General features: G+C 33.7%; 12 protein-coding genes and 1 pseudogene. 10 read left to right on the forward strand and 3 right to left on the reverse strand.

Annotated elements, in window-relative coordinates; genetic code table 11:
* Positions 1 to 42: 42 nt before the first annotated feature.
* Positions 43 to 2,223, reverse strand: coding sequence for a hypothetical protein (locus C5Q98_RS01460; protein WP_106011967.1), 2,181 nt, complete (start codon positions 2,221 to 2,223; stop codon positions 43 to 45).
* A 21-nt stretch (positions 2,224 to 2,244) separates the two neighbouring features.
* The gene (locus C5Q98_RS01465; RefSeq protein ID WP_106011968.1) at positions 2,245 to 3,096 is read right to left on the reverse strand and encodes an ATP-binding cassette domain-containing protein; all 852 of its coding nucleotides are present in this window, start codon (positions 3,094 to 3,096) and stop codon (positions 2,245 to 2,247) included.
* A 120-nt stretch (positions 3,097 to 3,216) separates the two neighbouring features.
* Here C5Q98_RS01465 and C5Q98_RS01470 point away from each other — a divergent pair, with 120 nt between their 5' ends.
* The 5 genes from C5Q98_RS01470 to C5Q98_RS01490 all read left to right on the forward strand — a co-directional run bounded on the left by C5Q98_RS01470 (position 3,217) and on the right by C5Q98_RS01490 (position 10,731).
* On the forward strand, positions 3,217 to 4,587 hold the full coding sequence (locus tag C5Q98_RS01470) for a hypothetical protein (RefSeq protein ID WP_106011969.1): 1,371 nt from the start codon (positions 3,217 to 3,219) through the stop codon (positions 4,585 to 4,587).
* 56 nt (positions 4,588 to 4,643) lie between these two features.
* On the forward strand, positions 4,644 to 5,723 hold the full coding sequence (locus C5Q98_RS01475) for a hypothetical protein (protein ID WP_106011970.1): 1,080 nt from the start codon (positions 4,644 to 4,646) through the stop codon (positions 5,721 to 5,723).
* 208 nt (positions 5,724 to 5,931) lie between these two features.
* Positions 5,932 to 8,874, forward strand: coding sequence for a cation-translocating P-type ATPase (locus C5Q98_RS01480; protein WP_106011971.1), 2,943 nt, complete (start codon positions 5,932 to 5,934; stop codon positions 8,872 to 8,874).
* A 100-nt stretch (positions 8,875 to 8,974) separates the two neighbouring features.
* Positions 8,975 to 9,214, forward strand: a complete 240-nt coding sequence (gene secG / locus C5Q98_RS01485) for a preprotein translocase subunit SecG (RefSeq protein WP_106011972.1) — start codon at positions 8,975 to 8,977, stop codon at positions 9,212 to 9,214.
* 96 nt (positions 9,215 to 9,310) lie between these two features.
* A protein-coding gene (locus C5Q98_RS01490; protein WP_242967352.1) for an IS3 family transposase occupies positions 9,311 to 10,731 on the forward strand; the annotation gives its coding sequence in 2 pieces (ribosomal slippage) (positions 9,311 to 9,797 and positions 9,797 to 10,731; 1,422 coding nt in all).
* A gap of 141 nt (positions 10,732 to 10,872) precedes the next feature.
* Here the strand turns inward: C5Q98_RS01490 and C5Q98_RS01495 are convergent.
* Positions 10,873 to 12,072: a coenzyme F420-0:L-glutamate ligase gene (locus C5Q98_RS01495; protein WP_106011974.1), complete on the reverse strand. Its 1,200-nt coding sequence runs from the start codon at positions 12,070 to 12,072 to the stop codon at positions 10,873 to 10,875.
* A 557-nt stretch (positions 12,073 to 12,629) separates the two neighbouring features.
* Between C5Q98_RS01495 and C5Q98_RS01500 the strand changes: the two genes are divergently transcribed.
* From C5Q98_RS01500 to C5Q98_RS07840, 5 genes and pseudogenes are all read left to right on the forward strand, one after another.
* Positions 12,630 to 15,071, forward strand: coding sequence for an ABC transporter substrate-binding protein (locus C5Q98_RS01500; protein ID WP_106011975.1), 2,442 nt, complete (start codon positions 12,630 to 12,632; stop codon positions 15,069 to 15,071).
* A gap of 236 nt (positions 15,072 to 15,307) precedes the next feature.
* A complete protein-coding gene (locus C5Q98_RS01505) occupies positions 15,308 to 16,276 on the forward strand; it encodes an ABC transporter permease (RefSeq protein ID WP_106011976.1) in 969 nt (322 codons plus the stop codon).
* Positions 16,277 to 16,281: 5 nt separating this feature from the next.
* A complete protein-coding gene (locus C5Q98_RS01510) occupies positions 16,282 to 17,829 on the forward strand; it encodes an ABC transporter permease (protein WP_106011977.1) in 1,548 nt (515 codons plus the stop codon).
* Between the two features lies 1 nt (position 17,830).
* A pseudogene (locus C5Q98_RS07770) lies at positions 17,831 to 18,328 on the forward strand (ATP-binding cassette domain-containing protein); the annotation flags it as partial.
* 114 nt (positions 18,329 to 18,442) lie between these two features.
* A complete protein-coding gene (locus C5Q98_RS07840; protein WP_106013054.1) occupies positions 18,443 to 20,053 on the forward strand; it encodes an oligopeptide/dipeptide ABC transporter ATP-binding protein in 1,611 nt (536 codons plus the stop codon).
* Position 20,054: the final 1 nt, after the last annotated feature.

Below are 20,054 nucleotides of genomic sequence, written 5' to 3' on the forward strand. Positions count from 1 at the left end.
GTCAAAACTCCGTAAACATTTAGTTTACGGTTTTTTTATGTTCTATTCTAGGGTGCTTCCTTTAGAACCAGATTTCTGAGGCTGCCATTCTAATCTAATACTCCAGATGCTAAGTCCAATTATAATGAGATGTATAAGAACGCTAATTATCCAGTAATTTCTGTCATGCAGCATAAGATTATTTACTTCTGCCAACCAGGCTAAGGAGAATAATTGTATTTCTCTAATATTGGCAAACATTGCCAATGCAGGTAATACTGTAACGATGGTAGTGATAACTACAGAGATACTTGTATTTTTGGACCTAGCTGAGATTGCAGCAATAATAGAAGCCACGCTAATGCTTGCTATGAATCTAAATACGTACATGACAATGAAATAAGTTTGCATGGTCCAGAGACTTGGAAAATCTCCCCAACCACTGTGACTTTGTACTGGTACATGTAAGTCCTTTAGTTGATCAAATTTATTGAATTCAAATACTCTAGTAACTTGTACCAGTGCAGAGATAGCTAAGGTGAATAGTAATGTTATCAAGAATTTATAGCGACGTAATTTTCTATTTTCTGGAGTTATACGTAGTAAGCGTTTGGCATCAATAGAGTTTTCGCGTGCGAAAATACCCGAGGTTAAGAATATTGCTGCTAGGAAGGTAGTAATAATATCTCGTAGGTCAGCACGAGAATTATCTAACCACTGGGCGTAAGTATCGTCATTAATTAAGTGAGCAGGAATTCCTCTTTGGGCTTCGATTTCTAAAACTTCCTTAAGCTGCTTTTCCACTCTATCTAGAGCATTGAGTTCAATCTCGACTAAATCATGTCTATTATTACTTAATAAATTATTTCTTTCTGCAGCAATCTCTTCTAAGGTAGTTTCAGAAACTTTTCCTTGGAAGACTTCTATATAATAGGCATACGCTTGCTGTTCAGAATCTTTGTAGCGGTAGGCGGTGTCTATACGGTGATAGAGTAAGCCGATTAATATTAGCAGTACAAGTAAACCTTTATCTGAGAATAAGACCTTCTTGAGTTCATTGAAGAAAATTCCTCCGCGACTATTAATTTTATCTGTCAAACGAATGAAATTATCCTTGATCTTACGGAGATATCTCCAAGTAGACTTACTGTGCAAAATTTTGGCGGTGGAAAATCTTTGGATGATAATAATTATACTTGCAGTTATAAATATTAAACAGAGGATTGGCCAAAGAATTATCATTTCTACCGGATGGTTAAAAATATTAATATTCTGATAGCGTCTAATTAAATCAAATGAGTTAAAACCATAAATAGGATTGACGAAATGCAAGATGTTAAAGACAGAATTAACTGGAATGCTAATATAGAGAATATAAAACATTATCCAAAAACCAGCTACAATTGATAAAACTGGAATAGCACGTTTGAGAAGTGTGTAGAGAGCAAAAATTATTAAGGCTACGGTAACAGCATTTATCCATTTAATCAAAAGAGCTAGAACAAAATAAACTGCAACTGTCATAGGATAGATTAAGGATCTGAAGTCGCTTATAGACTGGACTAGCCTACTTAGATCGTCCCAGCCGTAGATGAAGCCAGCAGTGATAATATTTCCACCATATAAGCCCAAACATAGTAATAATAGAGTGAAGATAATTGCTGAAATCTTTGAAATACCTAATCTTATTCTGCTCTGAGTTGCAGTCAGCAGTGGAAATAATTCTTCCTCATATTCCTGGGTGAACATTTGGGTTGTCAGCAAGATAATGAAAGCAAAGAGAATTAGATCTGAAAATTGAAAATCAAAGGGGCGAGTTACTTGTAGATCATACCCGATTTCTAAAGGTAAAGATTCTAGTCCAGCAAAATCTTTTACTGTTTTCTCGATATTGCGTTGATTATAGATAGTAATTTCTTCGCCACTTAGTGCAAAGGCATCTTCAGCGCGATCAGGAGTTCCTAGGATATAATCAGGATAGGTTTTTATGTAGTTTTGTTGTTGAGCTAAAGCGTTGAGAGCAGAGCTAGAAGCTAGGCCTCTTTCTTCAGAATTTGATATTTCTTTTTTCTGGTCAGAAGACTTTAAATCTTTTAAAACCTCAACATAAGTATTGTAATCCTCTAGAATATGTCTATCCTTGTGTCTGAAATGTTGCTGAAACAAGAAAATATTTAAAATCAAGGCGAAAATAATAATTGTGATGGATTTTAGATTTAACCATTTACGTAATTCATAGAACATTTATTGAACCTCATGCGATAGCTATATATTGAGTAAATCACCTTCGTTATAATAGAGGTAAACATCCTCTAGATTAGGGTTAACATTTCTTGCATTATTAGAGGGGCGCTCGTCACTGATTACTCTAGCCATGACACCATTTACTGAGTGAAAGATATTGCCTACGAGATATTTCTTCTGCAAGTTTTCCAATTCGGTTTCATTGACTTGCATTTCAAAAACTTTGTCTTGGATATCATGTAACCACTCGCTTATAGGTTTACAGCCGATAATATTACCTTTTTTCAATAAAATTACTTGATTAGATATATATTCAATATCACTGACAACGTGGGTTGCCAAAATAATAATTTTATTTGTAGAGAAGGAGCTGATTAAATTACGAATACGTATACGCTCAACTGGATCTAAACCAGCAGTTGGCTCATCCAAGAGCAGAACTTTGGGATCTCCAAGTAAGGCTTGAGCTAGTAACACGCGCTGCTTCATACCACCAGAAAATCCTTTCATCTTTTTGTGCGCTATATCTGCTAAATTAACAGCTTCTAGGAGAGCTTCTACTTGGACTTGGGCATTTTTTACTTTCTTTAGTTTTGCCATATAGTGGAGAAAGGCTCTAGCTGACATATCTCTATATAATGCTTGTTGTTGAGGCATAAAACCTAGAACTTCTAAAATATCTTGTGCCGGTTCAAGTTCGACTGTACCAGAATCTGCTTTTAAATTTTGGGAAATTATATTAAGTAGAGTACTTTTGCCAGAACCATTGGCACCAAGTAGACCATATATGCCAGGTTTTAAATTCATATCAAAGTCATTGAGTGCTTTAATACTGCCATAAGATTTATTTACGTTGTTGATTTTTAATTGCATCTTGTATCCTCATATAACTTGTAAATGAACTTATTATAATTTAATATTAACATATATCACAATAAAATCTAAAAAGAGTTAATATTTTTGTGGAAGATAGACTTTTATAGAAGAGGTTAAATGAAAAAAGTTTTTTTAGTATTATTTTCACTGCTTTTTATAGTATCCTGCGATAGTACAGGTGATAAAGTTGATAATGGAAATACAAAAGCAGATAAATCACAAAATCAATATCAATATGCCCAACCATATAATCCATGGACAATAGCAGAGTCGGATGATTATTACTATCATATTTCAGAAAATTTTCTATATGCAATTTCTAAGAAAAATGGAAAAATAAAAGCTTTAGATAATAATCCGGATAGTTTGGCTGATAAAGAAACTGATATCGACAAACTAATTGAGAGTAATGCATTTTTCCATTCTCCACGATCTGTATACTATAACGATAACAAGTTATATGTGTTGGCAAGCAAAAAGAAACTCTCTGAAAGAGAGAATACGGATAAATCAGATATTTATGAGGACTGTTTATATGAGGTGAATATAGATGGTAGTGGGCAGAAAGAATTATTTTTGCCGGGAGAATCTGTATACGAAGCTTTTATTCATGAAGGCTATTTTTATTATTCAACCTCAAATATATGGGAAAAAATGGATTTAATAAATAGTGGTAACTTAGGAAAAGATAGTTTAGAAAATTTGGATTACAAAATCCAGAGAGTAGCCTTGGATAATGTGAAAAGTAAACCCGAGGTTATATATGAACAAAAAGCTGCAGGCTATATTCTAAGTATGAAAGTCTATGATGATTACTTGCATTTTTCTGATTATAAAATCACTTCTGATGAAAAAAATGATAAAAAAGCAGTATATGAATTTACAGAAAAAATTTGTAATCTGAAGAATCTTGAAGTTAATGAAACGGTAAAAGTAGAGCAAAAAAATCCTAACTTAAAAATTAATAAATCATCGATAGTGCCTGTTGATGACGGAATCATGTATCTTTATAGTTTAGTTGATATACAAGAGGAAGAAGAATTAAACAAATTAAAGCCGGAAGAGAAAATAGATAAAATTAAAAAAGGTGAAGTTGATTACCCTGAAACAAACTTTGTCAAAGCAAAATTTGACGGGACAATTCTAGAGGAGTTTAAGATGAGCAGTAATTTGCATCCTGTTGCTTTTTTGAATGGTTATGGTAAGTATTTGTGCTTAGATAATTTATTATGGAGCAAAAATGGACTTGCAGATACAAGGGAATTGCAAATCTTGAATACCAAAGGTGAATTATTAGATGAAGTAACACCACCTGAGAATGCAGGTATGATAATTGGAATGGACAATGATTATATTTATGTAGATGTTGTGAACGCAAAACCGGGAAATGCACAACAGAATATAGATATTTATAGGGTTAATTTAAACAAAATTGGTACTGATGAATTTAAGTTTGAGCTGTTCTTTACTAGGAGTGGAAGGAAGTAATTATAAGTGCATGCTAAAGGTAAATACTCTTTTGAAGGGATGCGTCTGAGGGATTAATGAAAATAGTAGACTTTCATGATTACAAAATAAATATTTCTATAGCTGAGCACGAGCAAGATAAAGAATTCATAAATAGTATTTATACCCTAGCTAATAATGATGAGCTAATAATTAAAGAGAAGGGTATGCCTTATGTATATTCAAGGATAAAGCTAGATGGCCATAAGTTACTTATAACTAATATTTGTAGCATAAGTTTTTCTTTTGAAGGAAAAGAACTCTTTTTCAAACTACACAAAGCAGCTCCAATCGAGCACTTACGCTATGAGAAAGACAAGAATAGAAAACGTTATGTTTTTTACAATACAGCCAAGTTTGAGAATCGTTTTACTAGAGATTATCAGAAATTTAGTTTGGATTTGCCATCTTCTATTGGGAATCTATATGCGAATTATTCTTTAAACGTTCTATTCAATGAAAGCATGGGTGTGTTGTTTAGTGTAGATAAAATTGGCACAAGAGAATTCATTACTAACAAACAAATAAGTACATATATTATTGAAGGCAATACTCTAAAAGTGGATTTTATTGTTCCACATTTAATTAAAACAGCGGAAAGTTATAGTGAAATACCAGCTAATTCTAGAATAACAGTTAATTCACTTGTTCAGAACAACTACCTTGAGCTGGGTAAGAACATGCAAATTCTAAGCAATAATATTGGTAATGAAGCGATCCTATTACAAGATATAAACGACGATATTAGAAAATTATATGTCGGCACCATAAAATATGGTCAATTGACCTCAAGCCTTATTTTTCAGGAATATTATTACTCCGCACTTTCAATTAAAAATGAGACTATTACTTTATATGGAAATAATATTTATCCAAAAGGTTATTTTGATACATTTTGTTCAAGCGATACTAAAGCTATGAAAAGCATCTATAAAAAATTATTTTCTAAAGATTTTAGATTCATTGAAGATTCAAATTGTATAAATGTAGTGAGCCTGAACAACCCAGAAAAAACATTTGCAAAAATATTTATAAAGGACAAAAATGAAATTTCCATTTTTATTTATGAGTGTTCGTTAAAAATTTCAAAAGATAATATTGTTTTTATTAAAAATTAATTTTCTAAACTAAGAGTTTTAAGCGCTTGAAAGATTTTTTGATAAATTGTAAAATAGCAATTAGCTAAAGGGAGTAACAGCCGTTTAACGGAGATTTTGTCAACAATCTCGATTTTATAATCTGGCAAAATCAGCAAATGTGAGACGCTAGCGATAAAACGCGGCGCTTTTTTTATGTCAAAATAAGCCCCAAGAAAAAGGAGAAAATATGTCAGAAGAATCAAAAGATGTTAAATACTCTGTAGAGAATCCTTATATTGGATCTGTTCAGAGTGTGTTGGGTGCGCAAAACGTTGATCCTAATCATGGTTTAGATAATGATGAAGTTCATAAACGTTTAGGTGAGTATGGATATAACAAGCTCAAAGAAGAGCAAAAAACACCTATTTGGAAAAGATTTGTAGAACAATTCAAAGATGTAATGGTTTTAGTTTTGATAGTTGCAGCAATCCTCTCTGGATTCTTAGGTGACTGGATTGAAATGATCATTATTATCTCTGTTGTTATTATCAATGCGGTCCTTGGTGTTATACAAGAGGGTAGAGCAGCAGATGCTGTCGCAGCTCTTCAAGATATGAGCTCACCTACAGCTAGAGTTTTGAGAAATGGAAATCAAGAGATTGTTAAATCCCAAGAAATTGTTCCAGGAGATATTATTATTTTAGAAGCTGGTGACATTGTTCCAGCTGATGCTAGATTAATTGAATCATCTAATATGAAAGCTGATGAATCAGCTTTAACCGGTGAATCTGTAGCAGTTGATAAAGATGCTGAATTTAATACTGATAAACAAGTCGGAATTGGTGATAGAGTCAATATGGTATTTAGTTCTACAGCTATTACTTACGGTAGAGGTAAGGCTATTGTCACAAGCGCTGGTCAAAATACCGAAATGGGTAAAATTGCAGAACGTTTGTCTAATATCGAAGATGAAGAAACACCATTACAAAAGAACCTAAACCAATTGGGTAAATATTTAGCAGCAATCGTCCTAGGAGTTATCTTAATTACATTTGTTGTGGGAATTATGAAAAATGGTGCCATTCTAGATATGTTGATGGCAGCTGTTGCTCTAGGTGTTGCAGCAATTCCAGAAGGTTTATCAGCTGTTGTTACAATCGTCTTGGCTATTGGTATGAATAGAATGGCTGAGCAAAATGCTATTGTTAAGAAACTTCTGGCTGTTGAGACTTTAGGTTCTGTTAACTATATTTGTTCAGACAAGACAGGTACTTTGACCAAGAATGAAATGACTGTAACTAAACTCTATACTGATAAACAAGTATTTGAAGTAAGTGGTAAAGGTTACGCTCCAGAAGGAGAAATTAGAAACTCCAAAGATAATTTAATTGAAACAGACCCTATCTTGGATAGATTAATGGACATTGCAGTTTTGTGTAATGAAGCAGAACTAAATCAAAGCAGAGATAATAACTGGGAAATTATTGGAGATCCTACCGAAGCAGCTATGCTATCTGTAGCAGGTAAATACGGTAAAACAAGAAAAGAAACAAGTAAAAACTATACACGTTTAGGAGACTTGCCATTTGACTCAGCACGTAAGATGATGTCAGTATTCTATGATGGTTTTGACGAAGGTAAGTTATCTTTAACTAAAGGTGCTCCTGACGTAGTTATAAACTTATGTACAAAAGAACTTACTTCAGAAGGTGTTGTTGAGTTAACAGAAGCTAGAAAACAAGAAATCTTAGAGCAAAACTCAGAATTCGCTCAAAGTGCTTTGAGAGTTTTATCATTTGCATATAGTGAGCATAATGATGGTGACTTCTCAGATGCAGAAAAAGATTTAGTATTTGTTGGTTTCATGGGTATGATTGACCCAGCTAGACCAGAAGCTAAAAAATCAATTGCAGTTGCACACGATGCTGGTATCAAAGTAGTTATGATTACAGGTGACCATAAGGATACAGCAGTAGCTATTGCGAAAGATTTAGATTTACTTGAAGAAGACTCAAATGTATTCACAGGTGCTGAGATTGAAGCAATGAGCGATGAAGAGCTTCGCTCAGTTGTAGAAAATACTGTAGTATACGCAAGAGTTTCTCCAGAACACAAAGTTAGAATTGTTGAAGCGCTAAAAGAAGAAGGCAACATCGTATCAATGACAGGTGACGGTGTTAACGATGCTCCAGCTCTTAAGAAAGCTGATATTGGTGTCGCAATGGGAATAACTGGTACTGAAGTTTCTAAGAGTGCAGCCGATATGATTTTGACTGACGATAACTTCTCAACAATTGTTGATGCAGTTGAATCAGGTAGAGTTATCTATAGTAATATTAGAAAATTTGTTGGTTTCTTATTATCATGTAACATTGGTGAAGTTCTAGTTATTTTCATTGCTATGTTGGTATTTGGCCCAGATATGTTGCCATTACTACCAATTCAATTACTATGGCTAAACTTGATTACTGACTCATTCCCAGCTTTGGCATTAGGACAAGAGCAAGCAGAACCAGATATTATGGATCAAGACCCTAGAGGTAAGAATGCTAAGATTTTAGATGCTGATATGATTGGGTCAATTTGTGTGCAAGCTGTTGCAATTTTCATTGCTGTATTTGCAGCATTTATGATTGGTCTAAATGAATATGGTATCCGTATGGTTGACCAACAAGGTGATCCTATCCATGAGACTGTATTTATGTACTCAGATGAAAGTATTTTCTCCAGAGATGTGGTCCAAGCTGAAATGGTAGATGGTGAACTAAAACCTATGGAATCAGGATTGAAGTATGAGTACCATAATGGTTATTTTGAAGAAGATGGTAAGCAAGTAAACTTCCAAGCTGATAATGGTGCTTTGACATTTGCGTTCTTAACGTTGATCTTAGCTGAGTTGTTCAGAGCTTACAGTAATAGGTCTGAGCACTATAGTGTATTTAGACTAGGTGTATTTACTAACAAGTACTTGAATAAAGCGATTCTACTTTCAGTTGCTTTGACAGTGTTAGTTGTATATATTCCAGGTGTTAACACAGTATTTGGTACGCTAGCAATTAACTTTATGGATTGGTTGATAATCTTAGGTTTAGCTTTCATACCATTTATTATTGGAGAGTTCTACAAATGGGTATTCCATCATGAGACTCGTGAGCAAAAAGAAGCAAGAATTGCTGCAGGTAAAGCTTAGAGAAATATTAATAGCCAAAATACAAGCTTATTGCAAAGATAAAAATCTTGTGATAAGCTTGTAAGGCTTTAAGAGAAGCGCTTATTGAAGGAGAGAAATCATGGATGTAATGGTAACAATTTTAGCGGTTGTAATTATTTTAATAGCTTTAGGAACAATCTACTTGGTATTGCAACAAGACGAGAATGACCAAGGTTTAGGATCATTAAGTGGTAATACAGATTCTTTTTATAGCACAAATAAGGGAAGAACCAAAGATGTTTTCCTTAATCGCTTAACTAAAATTTTAATTACTGCATTTATTATTTTAAATGTTGTTGTTAACTTAATGATTGGTTAAAGTTTAATTTTTTGAAATATGAAAATAGTCCCATTGAGAATGTACCGACCCCCAAAAGTTAGACCAAAATCTAACGAATGGGAGGTCGGTATTTTTATGGCAAAACATAGTTTTGAATTCAAGAAGAAAGTTGTTTTAGAATATTTGGATGACAAGGGTGGTTTTACATATCTTTCTAAAAAATATGGACTTGGCTCTAAGACACAGTTACGCAGTTGGATTAATGCATATAAAATGTTTGGTGACGAAGGATTAATGCGTTCTCGTAAAAAAGAAAAATATTCTTTCGAAATTAAGCTTTCTATTGTAGAGTTATATCTATCAAGTGAGATTTCATATCAAGACTTGGCAATTCAAGAAGGTATAAGCAATCCAAGTATGATTTGTAACTGGGTCAGTCGCTTTCGTGCTGCCGGTCCTGATGCTTTGAAACCACGCAAGAAAGGTCGAAAAAGAAAATTGGATAAACCTAAGATAGATAATAAAGCTCAAGAAGCGGAAGAAAGAATAGTTGATACAAGTGCAGAACATGTTAAAGAATTAGAAGATGAACTGCTTAAGTTAAGAATCGAGAATGCCTTTTTAAAAGAACTGAGGAGACTGCGTTTAGAGGACGAGGCAAAAATGAGAGAACGGCACTCGTCATCAACAGTCTCCGAGGAGAATTCAAACTAAAAGACCTTCTCTCTTATACAGGCATGCCTAAAGCAACATATATGTACTGGCAGAAAAGATTAGATAGAGAAAATCCTGACAAAGAAATCGAGGAAAAGATTCTTGAAATCAGAGATAATCACAAGGATTATGGTTATCGTCGAGTGACTGGAGAATTAAGAAATCAAGGATACTATGTAAACAAAAAGAAAGTACAACGTATAATGCAAAAACTTGTTTTGCAAGTCACTTCTTTCACTCGAAAAAGCCGGAAATACAGTTCATATAAAGGTAAAGTTGGAACGGTTGCTCCTAATCGCATAAGGAGACGATTTAATACATGTATACCACATCAGAAGATTACAACAGATACTACAGAATTTAAGTATTATGAGATTAATGCAAAAGGTCAAATGACAATGCGTAAGCTTTATCTGGATCCATTTATGGATATGTGTAATGGTGAAATTATAAGCTATGGAATTGACAAGAAACCTTCAGCCAAAAATGTCATGGATGCATTGGAACAGGCTATTGCAATAACATCAGATTGCAAATTCAGAAGAACTTTCCATTCGGATCAAGGCTGGGCTTACCAAATGAAAGCATACTCTCATCGTCTAAAGGAGGAAAGAATCTTCCAAAGCATGTCTCGTAAAGGCAACTGTCACGATAACGCTGTTATGGAGAATTTCTTTGGTTTGTTAAAACAAGAAATCTATTATGGTGCTACTTACTATAGCTATGATGAGTTAAAGTCAGAAATAGAACGATACATAAAGTATTATAATGAACAAAGAATTAAAGAAAAACTAGGATGGCTAAGTCCAGTGCAATACAGACTTAGACTCTTGGCTGCATAAAAATAGCGTAGCAGCCATATAAACTGCTACGCTAAAAAAGTCTAACTTTTGGGGGTCACATCAGAATTCTCATGGGACTATTTTTATGCCTTAAATAATATATTTAAATAAAATAATGCTTCCTATAAAGCTTTTAATGTTTTACTCTGCAGCTATATCATCAAAGTAGCCTTGGATCCAAACAACAGGAGTACCCTTGTCACCTGAGCCAGAGGTAAGGTCTGCTAATGAACCAACTAAGTCAGCAATTTTTCTTGGAGTAGTACCTTCAGATAACATCTGAGTTTTTCCAATTGCTTCAGAATCTTTGTGCTTAATGTAATCAAGTACTGCTTCGTTTAATTCTTCGCCTCTAAGGTCAGAGAAGTTATTGTCTGCAATATATTTTAGCTTAACTTCTTCAGGCTCTCCGGCTAAACCAGAAGTATAGGCTGGAGAAACAACCGGATCAGCTAATTCCCAAATTTTACTACTTGGATCTCTGAAAGCTCCATCACCATAAATCATTACTTCAATATTTTTGCCGCTCTCTTCAGATAATCTTTGGCTTATTTGATCAACAATTTCTTGGCAATCGTTAGGGAATAGTTTAACTACTTCTTCTGTAGCCTTATTAGCTCCCAACATACCGTATTCTTTATTGTAGCCACTGCCATTAATTGATTCACTTAATATAGAATCAATATTATGTAGAACTTTGGCACCAGCATTTTCTAATCTCTTGAGATTGTCTTTTCTTGAATGTATGTCGCAAGTCAATATATTATCAGTGTAATCTAACAATGTTTCTGGGTGATTAGAGAAAATAATCTCTACCTCACATCCTTCAGACTCAATTATCTCTTTATAAAATTGTATGTAGTCAACTCCTGTATAAGGGTGAGAACTTTTACCGAAGTTATCATAAAACTCTTTCTCATTTAAGACCGTTGAGAATGGGTTTATCCCACTTTGCTCAACAACTTCACTTGAAATTAATTGATTACCAACCTCATCAGCTGGATAAGATAACTGTAAATAAATCTTTTTCGCTGCTCTAGCTACACCACGTAAATTAATAGAGAATCTATTTCTACTTAATATAGGAAATAATAAACCAAGCTCACCATCTGGATACTTACTTTTAACGTCTGCAGCAATATCATCAATGCTGGCATAATTTCCCTGGGCTCTAGCTACGACAGCCTCTGTAATAGCAATAATATCTTTATTTTTAAATTCAATATTTTCATACTTTGAAGCTTCTAAAATCGAATTTACAACAATATCAACAATATCATCGCCTTCTGCAATAATCGGTGTACGAATTCCTCTGGACACTGTTCCAACAAATCTATTCATAATTCCTCCTAAAATATGGATTACGACGGTATTTTACACTTTTTCAGCATTAAAATAAAGATAATAATATCCAAAGGCGAACTAAATAATGATGGCGAAGCGTAATAGTACGTGAATGAGTGAACTTTATGTATAAGTATTAAAAATAAACTGTATATCAGTGCAATAACTGCATAATATACGTAATTTATAATATAAAAATACATGACTTTTTCAAAGAAAACCCACGAAAAAGATTAAATAATTAAAAATTCTTTCAAAAAAGTACAGATGAAGTGATAGTTTTATTAATTAATTGAAAATTGAAAAAATAAATTAAACAAAAATATCACTTGTAATTGTCCATAATAGCTAAGTAAACTAAAACATAACTTGTTATGTAAAGGGGTATAGTTTAAAAAAAAGCATTGTTTTCTGACAAATGAACCCTTTTTAAGCTTATTTTAATTTAAAAGCTTTTTTTTTGATAAAAGTTTGATATCATACTAGAAATAAGTTATCGCAATTTATAAATATGCGGTTGTATACAGAGTGATCTGTGTACGGAAGGAGGAAAAATGCGTAAGTTTGTAAAAGCAAGTGCAGCAGCTTTAGCTTTAGTTTTATTACTTGGTGCTTGTAGCAAATCAGGAAACCAAGGTGGAACTGGAACTGAAGGCAGCAAAGAGGCTAGCAAAGATCCAAATGCTGTTTATACGTATAATGACTATACAGCTGCTACACCTAATACAATGAACCCACATACTCAACAACAATCAAATGATAGTTATCTAGATAGCTATCTTCAAACTCCATTGATCACAGCTATACCTGATGGTGAAGGTGGATATAAATGGGAGTACATGGGTGCGACAAGTATCGAAGATGTCACCAAAGATTTTGCTGACAAAGAAAAATGGGGAATTCCGGCTGAAGCTGACAAAGGTTTAGTTTGGAAGATTACATTGAGAGAAGACCAAAAATGGTCTGATGGAACTCCAATTGATGCAAATACTCATGTTTACAGTATGAGCCAATTATTAAACCCAGAAATGAAAAACAGACGTGCTAATACTTACTATTCAGGATCTTTAGCAATTAGAGGTGCTGAGGAGTATTACACATATGACAAAAACTACAAAGGCAAGGCTAAATATTCAGCTTGGTCAGCAGATACACCAGAAGATGCAAAATTGTTCTTCACTGTTGAAAAAGTAGAAGAAGCATTTACACCAGATAGTGGTTTCTTCGGAGCAGACCTTGCAACTGCATACGAAAACTATGGTGCAGAAGCATTTACAGTTGATGGTGTAGATGTTTATAAGAAATATCAAGGCCAAGGTTTAGTAGAAGTAACAGCTGAAGTACAGAAAGATCTAGAAGGTTTAGCAGTTAACTTCGAAAACCCAGCAGAAAACTGGAAAGAATTTACATACTTCGAAGATGGTACTTATGAAGAAGTTACATTCGACTCAGTAGGTTTCTACAAAGGCGAAAATGATTATGAGTATTACCACATTCTTCAAAACCCAGCTACAGAATTTATTTTCTTCGCGAACTCAACAGGTTCATGGTTAGTAAAAGAAGATTTATATGAAGCTGGTAAAAACCAAAAAGAAGGACTATTGGCTACAAATTATGCAACAGATTTAGCAACAGCATATTCATATGGTCCATATAAACTAGTTTCTCTAGAAAAAGATAGACAAATGAAACTAGAAAGAAATGAAGAATGGTATGGTTATAAACTAGATACAGACCAATTTAAAGATCAATTCGTAGCTGATAAGATCACTATTGAAATTATTGAAGATCCTAATACAGCATTGCAATTGTTTAACAAAGGTCAACTAGATAATGTTAACTTGGATGCAGACCAATGGCAAAGATATAGAATGAGTGAGTACATGCATACAGCAGAAGAGTCATACACATTCCGTTATGTATTTGGTACAAGTCCAGAAACATTAGCACAATTAGAAGCAAACGCAGGTGATGGTTCAAACAAGAGAGTATTACAATACAAAGACTTTAGAAAAGCTCTTTCTCTAAGTTTAGATAGAAATAAAATTACTTCAGAATCAACAGCAGGTAATGCACCAGCATACTACCTACTAAATAACAACTATTACTATGATATTGAAAATGATCCTCAATCTATATACCGTAAGAGTGAGGCTGCAATGGAAGCAATTGTAGACTTGTACGGTGTAGAGTATGGTGATGGTAAGTCATATGCTACTGCAGAAGATGCTTATAACGCACTATCTGGTTATGATGTAGAATCAGCTAAGAAATTATTCCAAGCTGCATATGATCAAGCAATTGCTGATGGTAACTATACTGATGGACAAGCAGTAAACATTAATATTATGGTAGGACCAGCATCATCATTAACAGCTCAAGATACAAGACAACAAGATATTGTAAATGAATTGCTACAACAAGCAACAGAAGGTACAGGCTTTGCTGGTAAAGTTAATGTTAAGTATTTAACTGGTTCAACAAGTAGATACGATGACGTTGTTAACGGTAAGGTAGAAGCTATCCGTGGTGCATGGGGTGGTGGTGCATTCTACCCATTCTCATCAATCGGTGTTTATGTTAACCCAGCTTCAACAGGTGGATTAAATAAGATTCACGAATCAAATGGATGGAATCCAACAGTAGCACAATTGAAATTGAAATTTGATTTCAATGGAGATGGTACTGAAGAAGAGGAAACAAGAACACTCACAGAATGGCAATCAGCAATTCAAGGAATTGAATTCAATGATAATGTAGAGGCAAAATTATATATTCTTGCACAGTTAGAGAAAGCTGTTCTAGATACAGTTCAAAACATACCACTATACACATCTACATTTAACATGATGACTTCACAAAAAGTAAGTCAATACACAAATGTATACAACCCAATGTATGGATTTGGTGGATTCAGATTCCTCAAATTCCATTACTCAGATGCTGATTGGGCAAAATATGTAGAAGAACAAGGTGGAATCTTAAACTACGAATAAGAGTATTAATTTAGTGAATAGCTAGGTTAAAACTGAATTAAATCAATTAAGTATGCTGAGAAGAAATTCTCAGCATATTTTTGTAAAAAATGGCAAAATTGACAAAAAACAGTGAAATTTGTTTAAATTGCCGGTTTATAAATTTTGTAAAAGTAGTTATAATATGAAGAACTATTTTTACCTTCGGGTATTGTATTTTTAAATAGTTAGATATCGAAATGAAAAGGAAATAATTTATGAGGAACAGCACAGTTAAATATGTAATTAAACGTGTCCTTTTAGCTTTGATGACAGCGTTTATAATTATGTTTATAAGCTTTGTTTTCATCAAAATGCTTGAGCCTGAAGTACCAATGCTTGGGACTGAAGCACAGAATGAAATGGCTAGACGTGAAGCTTTAGGATACAACAAACCAATTTTGGTACAATTTGGAATATATTTACGAAATATTATTACAAGTTGGGACTGGGGTACTTCATGGGAGATTTCATATCTAACTCCTGTTACAGAAATTATTGTTAAGAGACTACCTCCAACCGTAATTTTAAACGTCTATTCAGCATTGTTTTCATTACCTTTAGGTATTGTACTTGGTGTTATTGCAGCGCTAAGAAAAAACACCTGGTTAGACCATACAATTTCAACAGTTGTTATGCTTTTTGTATCCGTACCTAGTTTCGTTTACGCATTCTTACTTCAATACATTGTTGGTTTCAGATTAGGTTGGTTACCTTTAATAGTTTCATCAGTTGCAGATTCAGGCGGTTGGTTCACTTGGGTAATGTTTAAATCAATGATAATGCCAATACTTTCACTTTCATTTGGTATTATTGCAGGATATGCCAGACTTACTAGAGCAGAGTTGGTTGAAAGTTTGACTTCAGACTACATGCTACTAGCAAGAACCAAAGGTCTAAACAAAACACAAGCTACTGTTAGACATGCATTGAAAAACGCAATGGTTCCTATTTTGCCATCAATTGTTGCTAGTTTCTTAAGCGTGCTAGGTGGTTCAATGATTATCGAAAAGATTTTTGCTGTTAATGGAATTGGTGGATTAATGATTAGTGCTATTAACTCACGTGACTATGACGTGTTTGTAGCTACTACAATGTTCTATACAATTATCGGTTTATTGGCAAATATTGTTGTTGATCTAAGTTATGGTTTCTTAGATCCTAGAATTAGAATTGGTGAGAGGTAATATTAATGAGCAAAGAATATGTAAATTTACAAGAAATACCTCAAGAGAAATTTACTTTAGTTCAAGAACATAAAGATATTTATGATGAGGCGATCAAAACCAAGTCAATATCTTATTTTGGTGATGCTTTAAGAAGATTTGTACGAAACAAAGCTTCAGTTGCAGCTGCAATAATAATTATGTTAATTGTTGTTTTTGCGTTAATTGCACCATTTTTAACAAAGTACAAAGTTTCTGATGTTAATGGTGTTTATGCCAAGGCTAGACCAAAAATAAAAGCTTTTGAACGTACTGGTTTCTGGGATGGAAGCAAGACTATTAGATCAAATGAAAAATATTTAATTTATTTAAATGGTATTTCTATGGCTGCTGAAGACTATGAAGGTCAAGGTGCAACTTGGGAGCAAGGTTTAGAGAGTGATTATGCCGTTATTAATAAAATTAGTGATGAATACATGTCACAAGGTAGAACTTATAGAGATGTTTCTGTAGATTCATACTACTTAGTAGGTTTCAGCTATATCAATATAACTGATCAACAATATGAAAGAATTATTAAGTGGGAAGAAGAGACTGGTAAAAAGGTTATTTATCCAATGGTTGATAGAGCTGGTGCAGGACCAGCTGCTGACGATGCTAATTATTGGTTTAAGTTAGCACAAAATGGTACTCCGTTGGATGAAAATGATAGACCAATGGAATTTGCAATGGTCCAGAAAAAAGGATTAACAGATAATTATTTGCGTGATGAAAATGGTGATGTTAGATACTACACAGTAAGTAACAAAACCATGCGTCAAGTAAGAGTTTTAAACTACACTTATTACGAATATCAAAATGGTTTTGAGCCTGTACACTACTTTGGTTCCGATGCCCAAGGTTATGATATTTTTATTCGTGTAGCTCAAGGTACTAGATTATCATTGGCATTAGCTGTCTTAGTTTCTATAGTTAACCTTACTTTCGGTGCTCTATATGGTGCGGTACAAGGTTACTATGGTGGTGCAGTTGACTTAATTCTTGATAGATTAACTGATATCATCAGTGGTATGCCATTTATGGTTATAGCAACACTATTCCAATTACACTTGGTTATACCAGGAAAAGTTTCTACATTCGCAGGTATATTATTCGCCTTCGTATTACAAGGTTGGATTGGTACAGCTGCAAGGGTTAGAACACAGTTCTATAGATTCAAAAATGAAGAATATATTCTCTCAGCAAGAAGTATGGGTGCTGGCGATGCAAGATTGATGTTTAGACATATCTTCCCTAACGCAATTGGTACAATTATTACTTCATCCGTACTTGTTATTCCAAGTGTTATCTTGAGTGAATCATCATTATCTTATTTAGGTATTGTAAACTTCAACTCTAAGAATTTAACTTCTTTAGGTACCTTGTTAGGTAATGGTCAAGGTTATTTAGCAACTGACCCACATATTTTATTTGTCCCAGCTGTTATAATTTCCTTGCTAATGATTAGCTTTAACCTATTTGGTAATGGATTGAGAGATGCATTTAACCCAGCATTGAGAGGATCGGAAGAATAATATGGCAAAAACAAAATTAGAAATAAATAACTTAAAACTATCTTTCTGGACCAATAACGGTACAGTTAAAGCTGTTAGAGACATATCTTTCGATGTTAAAGAAGGTGAAACTCTAGCGATAGTTGGTGAATCTGGATCAGGTAAATCAGTTACAAGCCGCGCAATTATGGGTATTTTAGCCCCTAATGCTATTGTCGAAAGTGGAGAAATCTACTTTGAAGGTATGGATTTATTGCAAATTTCAGAATCTGAATATAATAAACTACGTGGAAATAGAATCTCTATGATTTTCCAAGATCCACTAAGTAGTTTGAACCCAATTACAAGAGTAGGTGAGCAGATAACTGAAGCGATGATTGCTAATAATAAATCTCGTAAACGTTCTGCTAAGGCTGAAATTGATAGAGTTGAGTCAGCTATTAGAGAAGTTGCTAAAGAAACTGGTAAAGAAGCTGAAGCTAATCAGTACCTTAAGACCTATAAAGAATACTTGAGTAATGGACATAAGTCATCTGGTGAATATTCAGATGCAAGAAATGCTCTAGAAACCTTGTCTAAACAAATTCGTTATACTCTTCTTGATTTACAAAGTGATATAGTCTATGAAGATTTAATGGATAAAATAAAAGGTCTAGAGAAAGATAGTAAAGAAATCTATCATGATTTCACTGTAAGTGAAAACAGTTCAAACATAGCTAAGTGGATAGATGAAGCTAAAGAACTAACTAAAAACTTTAAACCTTTAGCAAAAGATTATGAAAAAGCTCAAGCTGCCTATTTAGCAGAAGAGCTATCTGGTGATGATAAAAAACTACATGAATCAAGTACAAAATTGCGTGAAGTTAGAGAGAAAGTAAATCTTAAAAAGAATGAAATTAGTGATTTGCTAATAAAAGTTCAAGCAGAAAGTGATGAAATCTTAGCGAAAAATTCACCAGATTTTCTAGTTGTAGGATATGCTTTAAGTGAAGGTAAAGTAACAAGCTTAGCTAATGAATATAATGAAGTTAAAGAAGCTGAATTAGCTAAAGAGCTACATAGTAAGTTCTTAGATAAATTTGCAGACTTCTTAGCAGAATTACAAAAGTATGAAAACTCAAGAGTTAATGATGTACTTTCATTGCTAATCTCAGACTTGGATAAAGAAATTGATAAGTTGCAAGAAAACTTCGATCTAGATTACTTGCTAAATCGAAGAAAAGATATTATTAATGCTGTTAATTCTTCAATTTCTAGATTAGAGATTAATAGAGACTCATTTGCTCATACTTTTGAAGGAGCATTAAATGCTCAATTAGAAAATTTTGAGAATTTGAGAAAAAACAAAAAAGAAGTTAAGGCTTTATCTGATGATGAAAAAGTTGCTCTCAAAGAAACTTATGTTGCCAACTGCAGAAGACTGTTTGATAGATTAGTGAATAGGTTGAATGCAAAGTATGAAAGTAAACATGATGAAAAAGCAGAGGCAATTGAAATACTTCAATACTTAAATGAGCAAACAGCAGATGCTACTTATACATTGAACCAAAAATTAGCAGAAGCTAGGGCAATAGATTTGCTAGACGAAGTTGGAATTCCTGAACCAAGAAAACGTTTTAGACAATATCCATTCCAATTTTCAGGTGGTATGAGACAGCGTGTTGTTATTGCAATCGCACTTTCTTCTAACCCTGACTTGTTAATATGTGATGAGCCTACAACTGCTCTTGACGTTACAATTCAAGCTCAAATTCTTGACTTAATCAAAGATTTGAAAGAAAAACGTAATTTCTCAGTTATATTTATTACTCACGACTTGGGTGTTGTGGCAAATATTGCTGATAAGATTGCGGTTATGTATGCAGGTAAAATTGTTGAATATGGTAGTTCAGATGAAATATTCTACGATCCAAAACATCCATATACCTGGGGTCTTTTATCATCAATGCCTGACTTGGAAACCAAGGAAACATTGATTTCTATTCCAGGAGTACCACCAAATATGATTAACCCACCTCAAGGTGATGCTTTTGCTGCGAGAAATAGATATGCTTTAGCAATAGATTTCGAGCAACATCCACCATTCTTTAAAGTTAGTGATACTCACGAGGCGGCAACTTGGTTGCTACATGAAAAGGCACCTAAGGTTGAACCACCTAGAATAGTCACTGAAAGAATTAAGAGAATGACAAAAGCAATAGAAGAATTAAATTTACTTGAGCGTGAAAAAAACGAGGAGGTTTAGA

Origin of the sequence: Fastidiosipila sanguinis (assembly GCF_002998295.1) — a bacterium.
Taxonomy (GTDB): Bacteria; Bacillota; Clostridia; order Saccharofermentanales; family Fastidiosipilaceae; genus Fastidiosipila; species Fastidiosipila sanguinis.